The organism is Streptomyces sp. NPDC046716 (assembly GCF_040645755.1).
Classification (GTDB): Bacteria; Actinomycetota; Actinomycetes; order Streptomycetales; family Streptomycetaceae; genus Streptomyces.
In genome coordinates this window covers 14,918-31,194 of the sequence record NZ_JBEYYU010000083.1, presented here as the reverse complement: position 1 = coordinate 31,194, position 16,277 = coordinate 14,918, and the positions used below count along the sequence as shown (strand labels likewise).

At 72.9% G+C, this 16,277-nt stretch carries 15 protein-coding genes; 5 read left to right on the top strand and 10 right to left on the bottom strand.

Going from position 1 to position 16,277, the window contains the following annotated elements; translation table 11 throughout:
* Window positions 1–139 precede the first annotated feature (139 nt).
* Complete coding sequence (gene thpR / locus ABZ930_RS37655; RefSeq protein ID WP_361558733.1) at window positions 140–697, top strand: RNA 2',3'-cyclic phosphodiesterase; 558 nt, start codon at window positions 140–142, stop codon at window positions 695–697.
* Between the two features lie 132 nt (window positions 698–829).
* On the opposite strand, the gene ABZ930_RS37650 is transcribed toward thpR, so the two are convergent.
* The gene (locus ABZ930_RS37650; protein ID WP_361558730.1) at window positions 830–1,819 is read right to left on the bottom strand and encodes an aldo/keto reductase; all 990 of its coding nucleotides are present in this window, start codon (window positions 1,817–1,819) and stop codon (window positions 830–832) included.
* 29 nt (window positions 1,820–1,848) lie between these two features.
* Window positions 1,849–2,541: a GDSL-type esterase/lipase family protein gene (locus tag ABZ930_RS37645; protein ID WP_361558727.1), complete on the bottom strand. Its 693-nt coding sequence runs from the start codon at window positions 2,539–2,541 to the stop codon at window positions 1,849–1,851.
* A 68-nt stretch (window positions 2,542–2,609) separates the two neighbouring features.
* Here ABZ930_RS37645 and ABZ930_RS37640 point away from each other — a divergent pair, with 68 nt between their 5' ends.
* On the top strand, window positions 2,610–3,608 hold the full coding sequence (locus tag ABZ930_RS37640) for a WD40 repeat domain-containing protein (RefSeq protein ID WP_361558724.1): 999 nt from the start codon (window positions 2,610–2,612) through the stop codon (window positions 3,606–3,608).
* Here ABZ930_RS37640 and ABZ930_RS37635 read toward each other — a convergent pair whose 3' ends face one another.
* Complete coding sequence (locus ABZ930_RS37635) at window positions 3,609–4,391, bottom strand: TetR/AcrR family transcriptional regulator (RefSeq protein WP_361558721.1); 783 nt, start codon at window positions 4,389–4,391, stop codon at window positions 3,609–3,611.
* A 99-nt stretch (window positions 4,392–4,490) separates the two neighbouring features.
* Between ABZ930_RS37635 and ABZ930_RS37630 the strand changes: the two genes are divergently transcribed.
* Window positions 4,491–5,438 (top strand): ATP-binding cassette domain-containing protein, encoded by a 948-nt coding sequence (locus ABZ930_RS37630; protein ID WP_361558718.1) that lies wholly within the window; start codon window positions 4,491–4,493, stop codon window positions 5,436–5,438.
* A complete protein-coding gene (locus ABZ930_RS37625; protein ID WP_361558716.1) occupies window positions 5,438–6,232 on the top strand; it encodes an ABC transporter permease in 795 nt (264 codons plus the stop codon). Before ABZ930_RS37630 ends, ABZ930_RS37625 begins: the two co-directional genes overlap by 1 nt.
* Before the next feature lie 114 nt (window positions 6,233–6,346).
* On the opposite strand, the gene serC is transcribed toward ABZ930_RS37625, so the two are convergent.
* From serC to ABZ930_RS37590, 7 genes are all read right to left on the bottom strand, one after another.
* Entirely contained in the window at window positions 6,347–7,465 is a 1,119-nt protein-coding gene (gene serC, locus ABZ930_RS37620; RefSeq protein WP_361558715.1) for a phosphoserine transaminase, read from the bottom strand.
* A gap of 118 nt (window positions 7,466–7,583) precedes the next feature.
* The gene (locus ABZ930_RS37615; protein WP_361558714.1) at window positions 7,584–8,825 is read right to left on the bottom strand and encodes a cytochrome P450; all 1,242 of its coding nucleotides are present in this window, start codon (window positions 8,823–8,825) and stop codon (window positions 7,584–7,586) included.
* Between the two features lie 49 nt (window positions 8,826–8,874).
* Entirely contained in the window at window positions 8,875–10,128 is a 1,254-nt protein-coding gene (locus ABZ930_RS37610; protein WP_361558711.1) for a cytochrome P450, read from the bottom strand.
* Window positions 10,125–10,775 (bottom strand): ATP/GTP-binding protein, encoded by a 651-nt coding sequence (locus ABZ930_RS37605; protein WP_361558708.1) that lies wholly within the window; start codon window positions 10,773–10,775, stop codon window positions 10,125–10,127. The genes ABZ930_RS37610 and ABZ930_RS37605 overlap by 4 nt, the downstream gene beginning before the upstream one ends.
* Window positions 10,756–11,115 (bottom strand): DUF742 domain-containing protein, encoded by a 360-nt coding sequence (locus ABZ930_RS37600; RefSeq protein ID WP_361558705.1) that lies wholly within the window; start codon window positions 11,113–11,115, stop codon window positions 10,756–10,758. Before ABZ930_RS37600 ends, ABZ930_RS37605 begins: the two co-directional genes overlap by 20 nt.
* Window positions 11,112–11,549: a roadblock/LC7 domain-containing protein gene (locus tag ABZ930_RS37595; protein WP_361558702.1), complete on the bottom strand. Its 438-nt coding sequence runs from the start codon at window positions 11,547–11,549 to the stop codon at window positions 11,112–11,114. The genes ABZ930_RS37600 and ABZ930_RS37595 overlap by 4 nt, the downstream gene beginning before the upstream one ends.
* Window positions 11,546–13,075 (bottom strand): ATP-binding protein, encoded by a 1,530-nt coding sequence (locus ABZ930_RS37590; RefSeq protein WP_361558699.1) that lies wholly within the window; start codon window positions 13,073–13,075, stop codon window positions 11,546–11,548. The genes ABZ930_RS37595 and ABZ930_RS37590 overlap by 4 nt, the downstream gene beginning before the upstream one ends.
* Window positions 13,076–13,251: 176 nt before the next feature.
* Between ABZ930_RS37590 and ABZ930_RS37585 the strand changes: the two genes are divergently transcribed.
* Complete coding sequence (locus ABZ930_RS37585; protein ID WP_361558739.1) at window positions 13,252–16,062, top strand: FAD-binding and (Fe-S)-binding domain-containing protein; 2,811 nt, start codon at window positions 13,252–13,254, stop codon at window positions 16,060–16,062.
* The last annotated feature ends 215 nt before the right edge of the window (window positions 16,063–16,277 follow it).

Genomic DNA, 16,277 nt, shown 5'->3' with positions numbered 1-16,277 from the left:
ACACGCTCGGTGCCGTTGATGACGAAGGTGCCCTTGTTGGTCATGAGCGGGAAGTCGCCCATGAAGACCGTCTGGGTGAAGGGGCGCGGGGAACTGCGCGACCGGCCACGACGAGAGCCGCACCCGGGAGACTGGCCCCATGAGACTCTTCGCCGCCGTGCTGCCGCCGGACGATGTCATCGACGAACTCGGCGCCCGCGTCGACCGGTTGCCGGACGGGGACGGGCTGCGCTGGACCGGGCGGAGCGGCTGGCATCTCACCCTCGCCTTCTACGGGGACGTGCCGGAGGCCACGGCGCCGGATCTCGCGGAGCGACTTGCGCGCGCCGCCGCGCGGACCGAGGCGTTCGAGGTCGGCCTGCGCGGCGGCGGGCACTTCGGCGGGCGGGCCCTGTGGGCCGGGGTCGCCGGGGAGACGGCCGCGCTGCGACGGCTCGCCGAGCGGGCCGAGGCGGCGGGCAGGAAGGCCGGGATCGACGGGGAGCACCGCAGGTACCGCCCGCACCTGACCCTCGCCCGCGCCCGCGACACGTACGACTTCACCCCGTACCTCGCCGCGCTCGACGACTTCGCAGGCACCCCGTGGACGGTCGGCGAGCTGGCCCTCGTCCGCAGCAATCTGCCGAGGTCGGGAGTGCCCGGCGAGCGGCCCAGGTACGAGAAGGTCGGCGGCTGGCCGCTCGCCGGTGCGCGTTAGGCTCGATACGTGGACCCGAAGACGCGGAACCGGATCATGGCCGGTGTGCTTGTGCTGATGTTCGTCGTGGTGGCGGTGGCGGCGGCCGTCGGAAACTGACCCCTTCCCCGGCGACCGCCGCTCACCTGCGCGCTACCAGGCGAAGGCCTCCGGCGACGGGCCGGGACCCGGGAAGATCTCGTCCAGCGAGGCCAGGACGTCCTCGCCCAGCTCCAGCTCGACCGCGCGCAGCGCCGAGTCGAGCTGTTCCGCCGTGCGCGGGCCGACGATCGGCCCGGTCACCCCGGGACGGGTCAGCAGCCACGCCAGGGCCGCCTCGCCGGGCTCGATGCCGTGCTTGTCGAGCAGGTCCTCGTACGCCTGGACCTGGTCGCGCACCTTGGTGTTCTCCAGCGCGGACGCCGAGCGGCCGTCCTTGCGGCGCTTGCCCTCGGCCTCCTTCTTCAGCACGCCGCCGAGCAGCCCGCCGTGGAGCGGGGACCAGGGGATGACGCCCAGGCCGTACTCCTGCGCGGCCGGGATGACCTCCATCTCGGCGCGCCGCTCGGCGAGGTTGTACAGGCACTGCTCGCTGACCAGGCCGACGCGGCCGTGCCGGGCGGCCGTCTCGTTGGCCTGGGCGATCTTGTAGCCGGGGAAGTTGGACGAACCGGCGTACAGGATCTTGCCCTGCTGGACCAGGACCTCGATGGCCTGCCAGATCTCCTCGAAGGGGGTCCGGCGGTCGATGTGGTGGAACTGGTAGATGTCGATGTAGTCGGTCTGGAGCCGCTTGAGCGAGGCGTCGACGGCCCGGCGGATGTTCACCGCGGAGAGCCGGTCGTGGTTGGGCCAGACGTCCCCGTCGCCCGCCATGTTCCCGTAGACCTTGGTGGCGAGGACGGTCTTGTCGCGCCGGCCGCCGCCCTGGGCGAACCAGGTGCCGATGATCTCCTCGGTACGGCCCTTGTTCTCACCCCAGCCGTACACGTTGGCGGTGTCGAAGTAGTTGATGCCACTGGCCTGGGCCGCGTCCATGATGGCGTGGCTGTCGGCCTCGTCCGTCTGCGGTCCGAAGTTCATGGTGCCGAGGACGAGCCGGCTGACCTTGAGTCCCGTGCGTCCGAGCTGCGTGTACTTCATGCCGCTCAGCCAAGAACGTGGAGTGCGCTCTAGGCAAGTACCGGGTCCGGGGCGTACGGACCGCCCAGCCCCCACGCCTGGTGCAGCGCGTCCGCGAAGGCGGCGGCCACCTTGTGTTCGCCGGACGCGTTCGGGTGCGTACCGTCGTACGTGTCGTGGTGGATGTCGTACGCGTCCGGGACCGTCGCCAGCAGCAGGGGCGAGCGGGGCTCGGAGAGGTCGGCGACCGCCTTGGCGAGCAGGGTGTTGAAGTGGGCGACCTCGGCGGCGAAGAGGACGTCCGTCTCGGCCCTGATGTTCGGGATCACCGGGAGCAGGACGATGCGGACCGCCGGGTTCGCGGTGCGTGCCTCGGTGACGAAGCGGCGCATGTTCGCCGCGGTCTGCTCGGCGTCCGTGTAGAAACCGAGGTCGATCAGGCCCAGGTTGACCAGCAGCACGTCCGCGCCGCAGGTGCGCACCGCGTCGGCGACGACCGGCGCCATGTGCAGCCAGCCCTCGCCCCAGCCGGCCAGATGCCGGCGCGGGAAGCCCGGGTCCGCGTACGCGAGGGACGTCGGGGCGTCCGCGGTCTTGTCGTAGAGGGTCTCGCGCGGTCCGACGACCGCGACGGTCCCGTCCCCGCAGGCCGTCCGCAGATGGCACCAGAAACGGTGCCGCCAGGTGTGCTCCCCCGCGCTGCCGATGGTCTGGCTGTCACCGACGAACATGAACCTGAGCATCCGCTCATCATCCTCGATCGGCCGGGCCGCGTGTGTGTGAGCCCTGACACGCCTGGCAAGCTGGGGTCATGCGTTCGTATCTGGGTGCGGCCGGGGCCGCGGTCGTTCTCGTGCTCGGAGGCGCCACGGCGCCCGCCACGGCCGACAGTTCGCCGTCCGTCGGCTCCTCCGGCTTCACCATCGAGGACCCGCGGATCACCGAGTCCAGCGGCCTCGCCGCGTCCCGCGCCCACCCGGGCGTCTACTGGACCCACAACGACAGCTCCGACGGCGCGTACATCTTCGCGATCGACGGCCGCACCGGAAAGACGCTCGCCCGGGTCACCCTCACCGGGGTCGGCGCGCCGCGCGACGTCGAGGCGATCTCGATCGGGCCCGACGGGAACATCTACGTCGGCGACATCGGCGACAACCTCGGCGGCAAGTGGGACCACGTGTGGATCTACAAGCTGCCCGAGCCGAAGAAGCTCGTCGACCAGACCGTGCGGGCCACCCAGTACGTCGTCAAGTACGCGGACGGGCCGCGCAACGCCGAGTCGATGATGGTCCACCCCAAGACCGGCCGGGTGTACATCATCGAGAAGGGCGAGGACGGCGGCGGCCTCTACGAGGGCCCCGCCACGCTGGACTCCGCCGCCACCAACACCTTCCGGCGCGTCGGCGACATCGACCTGTGGGCGACCGACGCCGCCTTCTCCCCGGACGGGAAGCAGCTCGCGGTGCGCGGTTACTTCGGCGGTATCTCGTACTCCTGGAACGACGGAAAGCCCAAGCGGCAGGGGCAGTTGCACGTCCCGCTCCAGCCGCAGGGCGAGTCGGTGACGTACACCCCGGACGGCAGGACGCTGCTCTACGGCAGCGAGGGCAAGAACAGTTCCGTGGAGCCCGTGGAGGTCGAGGGGGTGGCCAAGGGCTCGGACGGAGGCGGGAGTTCGGCGTCCGGTGACGGCGGTGACGGCGGCGACGACGGCGGCTTCACCGGGAAGGCCGGGGCCGTCGGGGCGGCGGTCGTGCTCATCGCGGTCATCGGCATCGGGCGTCTGCTGCGCAAGCCCAAGCAGAAGTAGCTAGTCGCCGAGGCGCGCCGCGACCAGGACGTCGAGGCCGTCCAGGATGCGCTGGAGCCCGAACTCGAAGTGGTCGAAGCCGGGGCCGAAGGTGTCCTCGGACAGGGACGCCATGACCGGGTAGCGCCCGCTCGCCATGGCCGTCTCCAGGGTCGGGCCCTGCGCCGCCCAGAAGTCGGCGTCCGTCATCCCCGTCGTCCGCTCCGCCTCCTGCTCGTGGACCCGGGTGCGGGCGGCCCCCGAGACATACCCCTCGACCATGATCAGCACGGAGAGCAGCTCGGGGTCGGAGAGCCCCATCGGCCGGATGCGGGACAGCACCTTCTCCATGCCGGCCAGGGCGCCGGGGCCGAGCACGGGGCGGGCCTGGTTGACCTGGAGCAGCCAGGGGTGGCGCTGGTAGAGGGCGAGGGTCTCGCGGGCCGCCGACTCGACGGCCGTGCGCCAACTCCCCGTCTCCTCCATGGCGTTCGGGTGCTCTCCCGGCTCGTACGGAGTCTGCACCTTGTCCAGCATCAGGTCGAGCAGCTCCGCCTTGCCCGGCACGTACCGGTACAGCGACATCGTGCCGGTGCCGAGCTCCTGCGAGAGGCGGCGCATCGAGACGGCCGCGATGCCCTCGGCGTCGGCGACCGCGACGGCGGTGGTGACGATCCGGTCCAGCGAGAGCGCGGGCCTGGGGCCGCGGCGGGGCGCGCTTCCCGTGCCCCACAACAGGTCCAGGCTGCGCTGGATGTCGCCGCTGCCGCTGGTCTCGGTCGTGCTGCTGGTGCCGCTCGTCATGGAGTCAGCGTAAACCGCCCGCCAGAAACTGAGTACGGTGTACTCTCTTTTGGGTACGGTGTACTCAGTTGTTTGGCCGGGGTGAGGGAGGCGACTGCCGTGGAAGGCGACGGGGACTACGCGGTGCGGGCCGTGGGCCTGCGCAAGACGTACGGGGAGAAGCGGGCGCTCGACGGGTTCGATCTGACGGTGCGCCGCGGCACGGTGCACGGCCTGCTCGGGCCGAACGGGGCGGGCAAGACCACCGCCGTGCGCGTGCTCGGCACCTTGCTGAGGTTCGACGGGGGCCGGGCCGAGGTCGGCGGGGTGGACGTGGCGGCCCGGCCCCGCCGGGTGCGCCGCCGCATCGGGCTCACCGGGCAGTACGCGGCGGTGGACGAGGTGCTCACGGGCCGGCAGAACCTGGAGATGTTCGGCCGGCTCTTCCACCTCGGCGGCCGGCGGGCGAAGGCGCGGGCGGCCGAGCTGCTCGACCAGTTCGGGCTCGCCGACGCGGGCGACAAGGGCGTCGGCTCGTACAGCGGCGGCATGCGGCGCAGGCTGGACCTGGCCGCGTCCATGATCATGACTCCCGACATCCTCTTCCTGGACGAGCCGACGACCGGGCTCGATCCGCGCGGACGCGGCGAAGTCTGGGAGAGCGTGCGGAAGTTGGTCACGGCCGGCACGACGGTGCTGCTCACCACCCAGTACCTGGAGGAGGCCGACCGGCTGGCCTCGCGGATCACCGTCATCGACCAGGGGCGGACCATCGCCGACGACACCCCCGAGGGGCTGAAGCGGTCCGTCGGCGGGGACCGGATCGAGGTCGTCGTCGCGGACGCGGCGGATCTGCCGCGCGCGGCCAAGATCGTGGCGCGGAGCGGCGCCGAGCCCGTGGTCGACGAGACGGAGCGCCGGGTGCACGCCACCGTCGCGGACCGGGTCGCCGCGCTCACGGACGCCGCGCGCACCCTCCAGGACGAGGGCGTCGCGGTCGAGGACATCGGGCTGCGCCGGCCGAGCCTTGACGACGTGTTCCTGCGGCTCACCGGGAGGGGTGTGTGATGGGTACGACGGTCTACTGGGCGGTGGCCGACTGCTGGAACGTGGTGCGGCGCGGCCTCACCCACTACCAGCGCCAACCGGTCAACATCGCCTGGCAGTTGGGCTTCCCGATTCTGTCCGTGCTGCTGTACGGGTATGTCTTCGGCTCCGCGATGACGGTGCCGGGCGGCGGTGACTACCGGGACTTCCTGATGCCCGGGATGTTCGCGATGACGATGGCGTTCGGCTTCATCAACACCGCGACGCTCGTGGTGTACGACGCGACGAAGGGGGTCATCGACCGGTTCCGCTCGATGCCGATGGCACCGTCGGCGGTGGTCTCCGGGCGCGGGGTCACCGATCTGCTCGTCGCCTGCGCCGAGCTGACGATCCTGATGCTGACGGCGCTCGCGATCGGCTGGCGGCCGGCCGGAGGTGTCGGGGGCGGGCTCGCGGCGTTCGCGCTGCTGCTGTGGCTGCGGTTCGCCCTGATCTGGCTCGGGGTGTGGCTCGGGCTGCTCGTGCCGAATCCGGAGGCGGCCGGCGGGCTGTTCGCGGTGGCGTTCCCGCTGACGATGATCTCCAGCATCTTCGTCGCGCCGCAGCTGATGCCGGACTGGCTGGGGGCCGTCGCGGCGTGGAATCCGCTGTCGTCGACCGTCGCCGCGGTGCGGGAGCTCTTCGGGTCGCCCGTGGGGGCCGGGGATTCCTGGATCGAGCAGCACGCGCTGCTCATGGCGTGGGTGTGGCCTGCCGTTCTGACGCTGGTGTTCTTTCCGCTGGCGGCGCGGAAGTTCGCGGCCCTGGGGCGTTAGCCCCGCCGGGGCTCGGGCACGGAAAAGCCGCGGACGCGTCTGCCCGGTTGATGAGCGGTCGCGTCCGCGGCTTGTCGTGGGTTGCTCGCGCAGTTCCCCGCGCCCCTAAGGGGCTTAGAGCTGGCCGATGACGTAGTCGACGCAGGCCGTCAGGGCCTGGACGTCGGACGGGTCGATGGCCGGGAACATCGCGATGCGGAGCTGGTTGCGGCCCAGCTTGCGGTACGGCTCGGTGTCGACGATCCCGTTGGCGCGGAGCACCTTCGCGACGGCGGCGGCGTCGATGTCGTCGGAGAAGTCGATCGTGCCGATGACCTGCGAGCGCTTGGCGGCGTCGGTGACGAACGGCGTCGCGTACTTGGAGTCCTCGGCCCACGAGTAGAGGCGGGTCGAGCTGTCCTTCGTGCGCGCCGTGGACCAGGCCAGACCGCCCTGGCCGTTGATCCAGTCCAGCTGCTCGGCGAGCAGGAAGAGCGTGGAGAGCGCCGGGGTGTTGTACGTCTGGTTCTTGCGGGAGTTGTCGATCGCCGTCGGCAGCGAGAAGAACTCCGGGACGTGGCGGCCCGACGCGTGGATGCGCTCGGCGCGCTCGATCGCGGCGGGGGAGAAGACGCCGATCCACAGGCCGCCGTCGGAGGCGAAGGACTTCTGCGGGGCGAAGTAGTAGACGTCCGTCTCGGCGATGTCGACCGGCAGGCCGCCCGCGCCGGAGGTGGCGTCCACCAGGACGAGGGAGCCCTCGTCGGCACCGGCCACGCGCTTGATCGGGGCCGCGACACCGGTCGAGGTCTCGTTGTGGGTCAGGCCGTAGACGTCGACGCCGGCCTCGGCCTGCGCCTCCGGGTGGGTGCCCGGGTCGGACGAGATGACGGTCGGCTCGGCCAGCCACGGCGCCAGCTTGGACGCCTTCGCGAACTTGGACGAGAACTCGCCGAAGTTCAGGTGCTGCGACTTGTTCTCGATCAGGCCGTGCGTCGCGACGTCCCAGAACGCGGTGGAGCCGCCGTTGCCCAGGATCACCTCGTAGCCCTCGGGGAGGGAGAAGAGGTCCTTGACGCCGTCGCGCACCCGGCCGACCAGGTTCTTGACCGGGGCCTGGCGGTGTGAGGTGCCGAGCAGGGAGGTACCGGTGGCGGCCAGCGCGTCCAGCGCTTCCGTCCGCACCTTGGAGGGGCCCGCGCCGAAACGTCCGTCGGCGGGCTTGATGTCAGCGGGAATCTGGATCTCAGCCACGAGCCGGAGGGTATCGCCTCGGTGAAACCGGACGGAAACGTGTCCGTTCGATGAGACGACTTCTCCGGCCCGTGGACTTGTGGTGATCTACGGGTGCGGGCCCTCGCGGGCCCGCTGATCAGCCGCCCAGCAGCACCGGCAGCTCGAAGAGGTCGTTCTGCGTCACCACCGGCTTGTTGCGCAGCTCACCCGGCTCGACCGCGAGCCGCAGGCCGGGGAAACGCGCGTACAGCGCCGGGAGCGCGACGCCCGCCTCCAGCCGGGACAGCGCGGCCCCCGGGCAGACGTGCGGGCCGTGGCCGAAGGAGATGTGCCGGGTCTCCGAGGCGCGGGTGATGTCGAAGGAGTCCGCGGTGGGGCCGTGCGCCTGCTCGTCGCGGCCGATCGCCCCGTACGACACGATGAGCGCGTCGCCCTGCTTGATGGTCTGCTCCCCGACCCGCACGTCCTCGGCGGCGAACCGGATCAGCACGTGCGAGGTCGGCGTCGAGAAGCGCAGCGTCTCCTCCACGACCTGCTCCCAGGTGGCCTCGCCGGCGAGGACCAGGGCCAGCTGGTCGGGGTGGGCGGAGAGGTTCACGACCGCGTTGACGATGAGGGAGATCGTCGTCTCGTGGCCCGCCGCGACCATCAGCTGGAGCGTGGAGACGATCTCCGCGTCGGTGAGCCGGTCGCCGTTCTCCGAGGCCTGGATCAGCGCGCTGGTCAGGTCGTCGCCGGGCTTCTCGCGGCGGGCCGCCACGACCGCGCCCATCATCGCCGCCAGCTCGCCGAGCGTCGCGATGACCTCCTCGGGCGGGGTCTGCGTGGAGAAGAACTTGTCGAACAGGACCTTCAGGCGCGGGTGGTCCGCCTCGTCTATGCCCATCAGATCGCTGATCACGTACATGGGCAGCGGGTAGGCGAACTCGGCCTTCAGGTCGACCGGGCCCGCCTCGGGCAGCTTGTCGAGCAGGCCCGTGGTCAGCTCCGTGATGCGCTCCCGCATCCGCTCCACCCGGCGCACGGTCAGCGCCTGGGCGACCAGCGCGCGCAGCCGGCGGTGGTCCTCGCCGTCCACGGTCAGCATCGATCTGCCCGGGTTGGCCAGGCCGATCAGCGGCCAGTCGGCGGGGATCTCGCCGCGCTGCCAGGCGCCCCACACCTCGATGTCCTTCACCAGCCGCTTGTCGGTGAGGAGCTGGCGGGCCTCCGCGTGGTGGGTGACCGCCCACACCGGGACGCCGCCGGGCAGTTCGACCTCCGCCAGCGGGCCCGCCGCGAGCAGCCGGGCCGTCTCGGCGTCCAGATCGGTGACGAAGGGGTCGAGCGGGATACGGGCGGCGGACGCGTGGGGGCACGTTGCTGCGGATGTCGTCATGACGAGAGCTCCAGGAGTCCGGGATACGGGAAAGGGAAGCGGTGGATCGTCACAGGGCGGCCGACGGCACGGCGGCCGTCGGCGTGAAACGGACCGGCAGATCGGTCAGCCCGCGCAGCCACGGCGAGGGGCGGCGGGTCAGCGCGTCGGCCGGGGCGGCCAGATCGATGTCGGGCAGCCGGTCGAGGACCACCTCGATACCGGTCCGCGCGATGACCTCGGCGACCTCCTGGGCGGGGAACGGACAGCGGTGCTCGCCGTGCCCGAACGAGAAGTGGGCGTTGTTGCCGCCGGTCAGCACCGAGGCGTCGGTGCGCACCTGCGGGTCGGCGTTGGCCGCGGCGAGGCCGAGCAGCACCAGGTCGCCCGCCCGGATGTGGCGGTCGCCGAGCCGGGTGTCGCGGGTGGCCCAGCGCCCGGCGACGTTCTGCGTCGGGGCGTCCTCCCACAGCACCTCGTTCATCGCCTCGGCGACACTGTGCCGCCCGCCGAACAGCGACGCGGCGAACCGGTCGTCGGTCAGCATCAGGCGCAGCGAGTTGCCGATCCAGTCGGCGGTGGGCTGGTGCCCCGCCGCCATCATCACCATCAGGTCCTGGGCGATCTCCTCGGGCGTGAAGCCCGAGGTGTCCCGGAGCATGGACGAGACGACGTCATCGCCCGGCCGCGCCTGCTTCTCGGCGATCAGCTCGACCATCGACCGGCCCAGGTGCTGCTGGCCGGCGAGCGCCCGCTCCCGCCCGTCGATCATGTCGTTCATCGCGGTGACCAGGGCGGGTCCCGCCTCGTCGGAGAAGCCGTAGATCCGGGCCAGGACGCGGACCGGCAGCATCATCGCGTAGTCGGCGATGATGTCGCTCTCCCCCTTGCCGCAGAACCCGTCGATCAGCTCGTCCGCGAACTGCTCGGCGTGCGCCTTGAGTTCGAAGGGGTCGACCGACTCCAGGGCGTGGCTGATCATCTCCGCGCGCTGGCGGTGCCGGTCGCCGACCGTGTAGAGGATCGACGGCTGCTTGTGGCCGATCATCGGCAGCAGCGGCCAGTCGTCGGGGATGTTCTCCCACTGGTTCCACAGGTCGGAGTCGCGGCTGAACAGCGCCGGATCACCGGTCACCTGATGCAGCTCGCGGTAGCCGACGACCAGCCAGGCCGGGATGTCGCCGTCGAGGACGACGGGCGCGACCGAGCCGTGGTCGCGGCGCATCTCCCGGTACAGCGTGGCGGGTTCGGTCGCGAACCGGGGTCCCGACAGCGGCACGGGGACGGCGCCGTGCGCGGACGCGGGGCAGCCGGGGCTTGTCACGGGGCGGCCTCCTGGGGCACGGGCAGCGCACTGGGGCTGGCTTGACGGGCGTACAGGGTCCTGAGGTGCTCCACGAGCGTGATCAGGACGTCCTTGCTGGACTCGCGGGCGCGCGCGTCGCACCGGACCAGCGGCACCTCGGGGTCGAGGTCGAGGGCCTCGCGCAGCTGCTCCAGGGTGTGCGGCGGGCCGCCGAAGTCGTTGTGGGCGACGATGAACGGCGTCCCGTGCTGCTCCAGGCGGTCGATCGCGTACCAGGAGTCCTCCAGGCGGCGGGTGTCGACGAGGACGACCGCGCCGAGCGTGCCGGAGAACAGCCGGTCCCACAGGAACCAGAAGCGTTCCTGGCCGGGGGCGCCGAACAGATAGAGGACGTTGCGGGCGTCGAGCGTGATGCGGCCGAAGTCGAAGGCGACCGTCGTCGACGTCTTGCCGCGTACGCCGTCCAGGTCGGCCAGTTCGTCGACGCCCGCTCCCGCCTGCGTCATTGTCTCCTCGGTGTTGAGGGGACGTATCTCGCTCACGGAACGGACCAGCGTGGTCTTGCCTGCGCCGAAGCCGCCGACGATGACGATCTTCAGACCGTTGTCGGCTCCGGCCGCCAACTCCCGGCGGCCGTCCGGCGGTTCAGAGGTTGCGGAGTCCAACGAGCACCTGCTCCAGGATGTCGGGATCGGGAAGGCGATGCGGGGTGTCGGCGGTGCGCGGGTGCCGGGCGCCGATGCGGCCCTGCACCAGGAGGTCGGAGAGCAGGACGCGCACGATGCTCACCGGCAGGCCGAGTTCGGCGGCCACCTCCACCACGGCCGTCGGCCGGGCGCACATCCGCAGGATCGCGGCGTGCTCGGACGGCATGCCGGGCGCCGGGTCCGACTCGGCGACGACGAGCGACACCAGGTCGAACGAGACGTCGGAGGCCGGCCGGCTGCGCCCTCCCGTGAGGGTGTACAGCCGGTCGGGCGCGTCGTCCCGGCCGGGCCGGCTCATGACGCCGGGGGCGTGCTGGTGGCCAGGTCGGGGCTGCGGGGCAGGGCGCGCAGGTGCTCGCCGAGCTGCTCGACGAGTTCGACCATGGTGTGGCCGACCAGGCCCGCGTCGGCGTCCTCGGCGGCGAGCACCGCCAGGTGGGCGCCCTCGCCGGCCTCGACGATGAACAGGGTGCCGCCGTGGAACTCGGTCATCGACGAGCGCACACCGCCGCTCCCGTCGCCGAACTCGGCGGAGGCGCCGTGCGCGAGCGCCTGGATCCCGGCGGCGATCGCGGCGAGCTGGTCCGCCTGGTCGGGGATGAGTTCGGGGGTGTGGCACAGCTTGAGGCCGTCGCGCGAAAGGACCAGAGCGTGCCGGGTGCCCGGGGTGCGCGTGAGGAGGCCTTCGAGCAGCCAGGTCAGGCCGGCGCCGGTGGTGGTCGTCCCGGTCATTGGGGGGTGTCGCCTTCCTGCGTGGGTGTGTCGGGGTGCGTGGTGGTGCGGGGTTCGGTCCGGGTGCCGGACTCGGCCGGCTCCGGTACGGCCGGGGCGGTGCGGACCGCCTGGCTGAAGCTGCTGAAGCGGGACGCGGCCGATGCCGCGGCGGCGGGCCCCGGCCGTTCGGCGGGGGGCTCGGCGGCGCGGGCCCGGCCGTGCTGGGCGGCGGCCAGGGTGCGGCCGCGGGTCCGCTTGGGCAGCGCGGCCTCGGTCGACGGGTCGCCGGGGGCGGGCTGTCCGGGCGCGGTCCGCTCCGGTACGGCCTGCTCCGGTACGGGCGTGACGGGCTCGGCGGGTCCGGGGGTCTCCCGCTCGCGGGCCGCCGGTCCGGGGACCGTGCCGTCGGCGGTCTCGTGCGCGGGGGACTCCTCGGCGGCGGAAGCCGGGGCGGTCGCGGTGGCCGTGCCGGTGCCGGTGGCGCGTACGGGCGTCGAATCGGAGGCGCGGGACAGCAGTTCCTGCGGGACGAGCAGCAGGACGCCGGTGCCGCCGCGCGCGGACGGGCGGAACGACACCGTCAGGCCGTGCTTGCGGGCCAGCCGGCCGACGACGGCGAGGCCGAGCCGGGTGCCGGACAGCCCGCCGAGACCGGTGGAGCCCGCGGTGCCCGTCGTCTCGCCGGAGACCGCGTGCTCGGCGCGGCGCAACTGCACCGGGCCCATCACCAGGCCGGAGTCCTCGACGGAGACGATGACGCCGGCCGGGACCTCCTCGACGTAGACATGGACCTCGGCGGTGGGCGGCGAGAAGTTCGCGGCGTTGTCGAGGAGTTCGGCCAGCGCGTGCATGACGCCCTCGGCGGCGTGGCCCGCGACGGCGACCGAGGTGTTCGCGTGCACCCGCACCCGCTGGTAGCCGCCGATGCGGCCCATCGCGCCGCGCAGGATCGACTCCATGGCGATCGGCCGGGCCCAGCGGCGGCCCGAGCGGGCGCCGGTGAGCACGGCCACCGAGTCGGCGAGCCGGCCCGCCTGGGCGGTGCGGTGGTCGAGGTGGAGCAGATCGGCGAGGACGTCCTCGTCGGAGTGCCGGTGCTCCATCTCGCGCAGGTCGGCGAGCATGCCGGTGGCGAGCGCCTGCATCCGGCCCGCCGCGTTGGCGCAGGCGGCGATGGCGGCGGCGCGCTCGGCGCGGGCGGTGCGCAGCTGGCCGGTCAGTTCGGCGGCCTGCGCGGCTCTGGCGTCCCGCTCGCGGGACAGTTCGCTGGTGATGCGGGTCTGCTCGGCGGCGCCGCGCTCGGCGGTGTGCCGGGTCTCCTCGGCGCGCCGGCGCAGCAGGGCGACGCTCGCGCGGGCGTGGGCGGCGTAACCGGCCGTCGCGCCGATCGCGAGCGCCGCGACGGCGACGCCCCACGCGAGCGGGGTGCGCACCGAACCGGGCGCGAGGGCGACTGCCCCCGCGCCGAGCGCTCCGGTGACGAGGAGAGCGGCCAGCAGGGTGAGCGCGGCCGGGCGTACAGGGGGCCGGATGGGCGCGGTCATCGGTCGGGTTCCTCGGGGAAAGGGGGCTGCGGAAGACAGGTCTCAGTCAATTCGCGGTCACTATAGGAGAGTTGATGATCGGTTTGGGAATGTTCTGGTCCGGATCGTGAAAAAATGGGCATCGACCTGTGGCGTCAGAGGCCCTGTGGGGCTGCATCCTGGACGGTATGGATGATCTGGACGGCCTGGAACGGGACCTGCGGACGTCCGTGCGCGGCGGGGTCGACTTCTCCGTCACCGCGCGGGCCCTGAACACGATGGACGCGTCCAACTACCGCCGGGTGCCGCTCGGGGTGCTGACCCCGCGGGACGGCGACGACGTGGCCGCCGCCCTCGACGTGTGCCGGCGGTACGGGGTGCCGGTCGTGGGGCGCGGCGGCGGCACCTCCATCGCGGGCCAGGCGACCGGCACCGGTCTCGTCGTCGACTTCACCCGCCACATGAACGGCCTCGTCGCCCTCGACCCCGAGGCGCGCACGGCCGTCGTGCAGCCCGGGCTCGTGCTCGACCGGCTCCAGGCGGCGGCCGCCCCGCACGGCCTGCGGTTCGGCCCCGACCCCTCCACGCACAGCCGCTGCACCCTCGGCGGCATGATCGGCAACAACTCGTGCGGCTCGCACTCGGTGGCCTGGGGGACGACCGCCGACAGCGTGGCCGCGCTCGACGTGCTCACCTCCGACGGCGCGGCCCACCGGCTCGGGCAGGGCTGGCAGGGTGCCCCGGACGGCCTGCGCGCCCTGGTGGAGGCGGAGTTGGCGACGATCCGCACCGGCTTCGCCCCGTACGCGGGACTGCCGCGCCGCATCTCCGGCTACGCGGCGGACGCCCTGCTCCCCGAGCACGGCACCGATCTCGCCCGCTCCTTCTGCGGCACCGAGGGCACCCTCGGTCTGGTCACGGAGGCGACGGTGCGGCTCGTCGAGGCGCCGCCCGCGAAGGCCCTCGCCGTCCTCGGGTACGCGGACGAGAGCGCGGCGGCCGAGGCGGCGGCGGGCCTGCTGCCGCACGGGCCGCTGACCGTCGAGGGGATGGCCGCCGACCTCGTCCCGGCCGGCTCGGGGCTGCCCAGGGGCGGCGCCTGGCTGTTCGTGGAGACCGGCGGGGCGACGACCGCCGAGGCGCGGGCCGCCGCCGAGCGGATCGTGCGGGCGGCGGACGGCTCGGCCGTGCTGGACGCGCTGGTGGTCGCCGACCCGGCCGGGCAGCGGACGCTGTGGCGGATCCGGGAGGACGCCTCCGGCACCGCAACCCGGATGCCCGACGGCAGCGAGGCCTGGCCCGGCTGGGAGGACTGCGCGGTGCCGCCCGCACGACTCGGCGCGTATCTGCGGGACTTCAGGAGCCTGCTCGGCGAGCACGGGCTGCGCGGGACCCCGTACGGGCACTTCGGCGACGGCTGCATCCACGTGCGCATCGACTTCGATCTGCTGACGGAGCCCGGAGTGGCCCGGTTCCGGCGGTTCTCCGAGGACCTGGCCGACCTCGTCGTCGCGCACGGCGGCTCGCTGTCCGGGGAGCACGGCGACGGACAGGCGCGGGCGGAGCTCCTGCCGAAGATGTACGGGACCGAACTCGTCGGCCTCTTCGAGCGGATCAAGGGGGTCTGGGATCCGGCGGACCTCCTCAACCCCGGGACGCTGGTGCGGCCCGCCCGCCTCGACGAGAACCTGCGCTTCGCCCCGCTGCCGCGCGAACCCGTCGACGTCGTCTTCGGCTATCCGCACGACGGCGGCGACTTCTCGGCGGCGGTCCGCCGCTGCGTCGGCGTCGCCAAGTGCCGGGTGCAGGAAGCTGGTTCGGGTGACGGGGTGATGTGTCCGTCCTTCCGGGCCACCGGCGGCGACGAGACGCACTCCACGCGCGGCCGGGCGCGGCTGCTGCACGAGATGCTCGCCGGGGAGGTCGTCACCGACGGCTGGCGGTCGGAGGAGGTGCGCGACGCCCTCGACCTCTGCCTGTCCTGCAAGGGCTGCAAGAGCGACTGTCCGGTGGGCGTCGACATGGCCACGTACAAGGCGGAGTTCCTGCACCACCACTACGCGGGCCGGCGCCGGCCCGCCGCGCACTACTCCATGGGCCGGCTGCCGCGCTGGCTGCGGCTGGTGGCGGCGACGCGCACGGCGGGGCTCGTCAACTCCCTCGCTTCCGTCGGGCCGTTGGCCGCGCTCGGCAAGCGGGTCGGCGGCATCGCGCCGGAGCGGGGGATCCCGCGGGTGGCGCGGACGACGTTCAGCGCCGGGTGGCGGGACGGTGGGCGGCGGGGCGGTGACGGGCCGCGGGCGGCGCTGTGGCCGGACACCTTCACCGAGCACCTGTCCCCGCAGGTGGGGCATGCGGCGGTACGGGTCCTGGAGGCGGCCGGGGTCGTCCCGCTGCCGGTGCCACGGGCCCGGGGGCGGGTCTGCTGCGGCCTCACCTATGTCTCCACCGGTCAGCTCGACCGGGCCCGGGCGGTGCTGAGGCGGACGGTGGCGGTGATGGAGCCGGTCCTCGACGCCGGCGTGCCCGTCGTCGTCCTGGAGCCGTCCTGCGCGGCGGCGCTCCGCTCGGACCTGCCCGAACTCCTTCCCGACGATCCGCGGGCGCGGCTGCTCGCAGAGCGGGTGCTCACCTTCGCCGAGGCGCTGGAACGGCTGGCCCCCGACTGGGACCCGCCGCGCGTCGACCGGGCCGCCGTCGGGCAGACGCACTGCCACCAGCACGCGGTGCTCGGCGACGCGGCGGATCGCAGGCTCCGTGAGCGGGCCGGTCTCGTCGGGGAGTTGAGCGGTGGCTGCTGCGGCCTGGCCGGGAACTTCGGGTTCGAGGCGGGGCACTACGAGGTGTCGGTGTCCTGCGCCGAGGAACGGCTGCTTCCTTCGGTGCGGGGGGCGGGGCCGGGTGATGTGGTTCTGGCCGACGGCTTCTCGTGCCGGACCCAGCTGGACCAACTCGGGGCGCGGCCGGGCCGGCACCTGGCGGAGGTCCTGGCCGAGGCCCTGCCCTGACCGACCGCCGTTCGTCCGCGGACGCGTGGGCGGCTGGTTGCGCAGTTCCCCGCGCCCCTGGGAGCGTCGTCTTCCGCGGGCCGGTGGCCGCTTCTCGCGCAGTTCCCCGCGCCCCTGAGATGCGCACTTCGTGCGCCATCTCATCAGGAGAGGCGCGCTGACGCGCGGCCTCAAGGGGAGGCTGCGCGCAGCGCACGCCTCAGGGGCGCGGGGAA

Coding starts and splice junctions, on each gene's coding strand:
- ABZ930_RS37650 (WP_361558730.1), bottom strand. CDS start 1,819: ATGAAGTACACGCAGCTCGGACGCACGGGACTCAAGGTCAGCCGGCTC.
- ABZ930_RS37625 (WP_361558716.1), top strand. CDS start 5,438: ATGGGTACGACGGTCTACTGGGCGGTGGCCGACTGCTGGAACGTGGTG.
- thpR (WP_361558733.1), top strand. CDS start 140: ATGAGACTCTTCGCCGCCGTGCTGCCGCCGGACGATGTCATCGACGAA.
- ABZ930_RS37645 (WP_361558727.1), bottom strand. CDS start 2,541: ATGCTCAGGTTCATGTTCGTCGGTGACAGCCAGACCATCGGCAGCGCG.
- ABZ930_RS37600 (WP_361558705.1), bottom strand. CDS start 11,115: ATGAGCCGGCCCGGCCGGGACGACGCGCCCGACCGGCTGTACACCCTC.
- ABZ930_RS37640 (WP_361558724.1), top strand. CDS start 2,610: ATGCGTTCGTATCTGGGTGCGGCCGGGGCCGCGGTCGTTCTCGTGCTC.
- ABZ930_RS37595 (WP_361558702.1), bottom strand. CDS start 11,549: ATGACCGGGACGACCACCACCGGCGCCGGCCTGACCTGGCTGCTCGAA.
- ABZ930_RS37590 (WP_361558699.1), bottom strand. CDS start 13,075: ATGACCGCGCCCATCCGGCCCCCTGTACGCCCGGCCGCGCTCACCCTG.
- ABZ930_RS37615 (WP_361558714.1), bottom strand. CDS start 8,825: ATGACGACATCCGCAGCAACGTGCCCCCACGCGTCCGCCGCCCGTATC.
- ABZ930_RS37635 (WP_361558721.1), bottom strand. CDS start 4,391: ATGACGAGCGGCACCAGCAGCACGACCGAGACCAGCGGCAGCGGCGAC.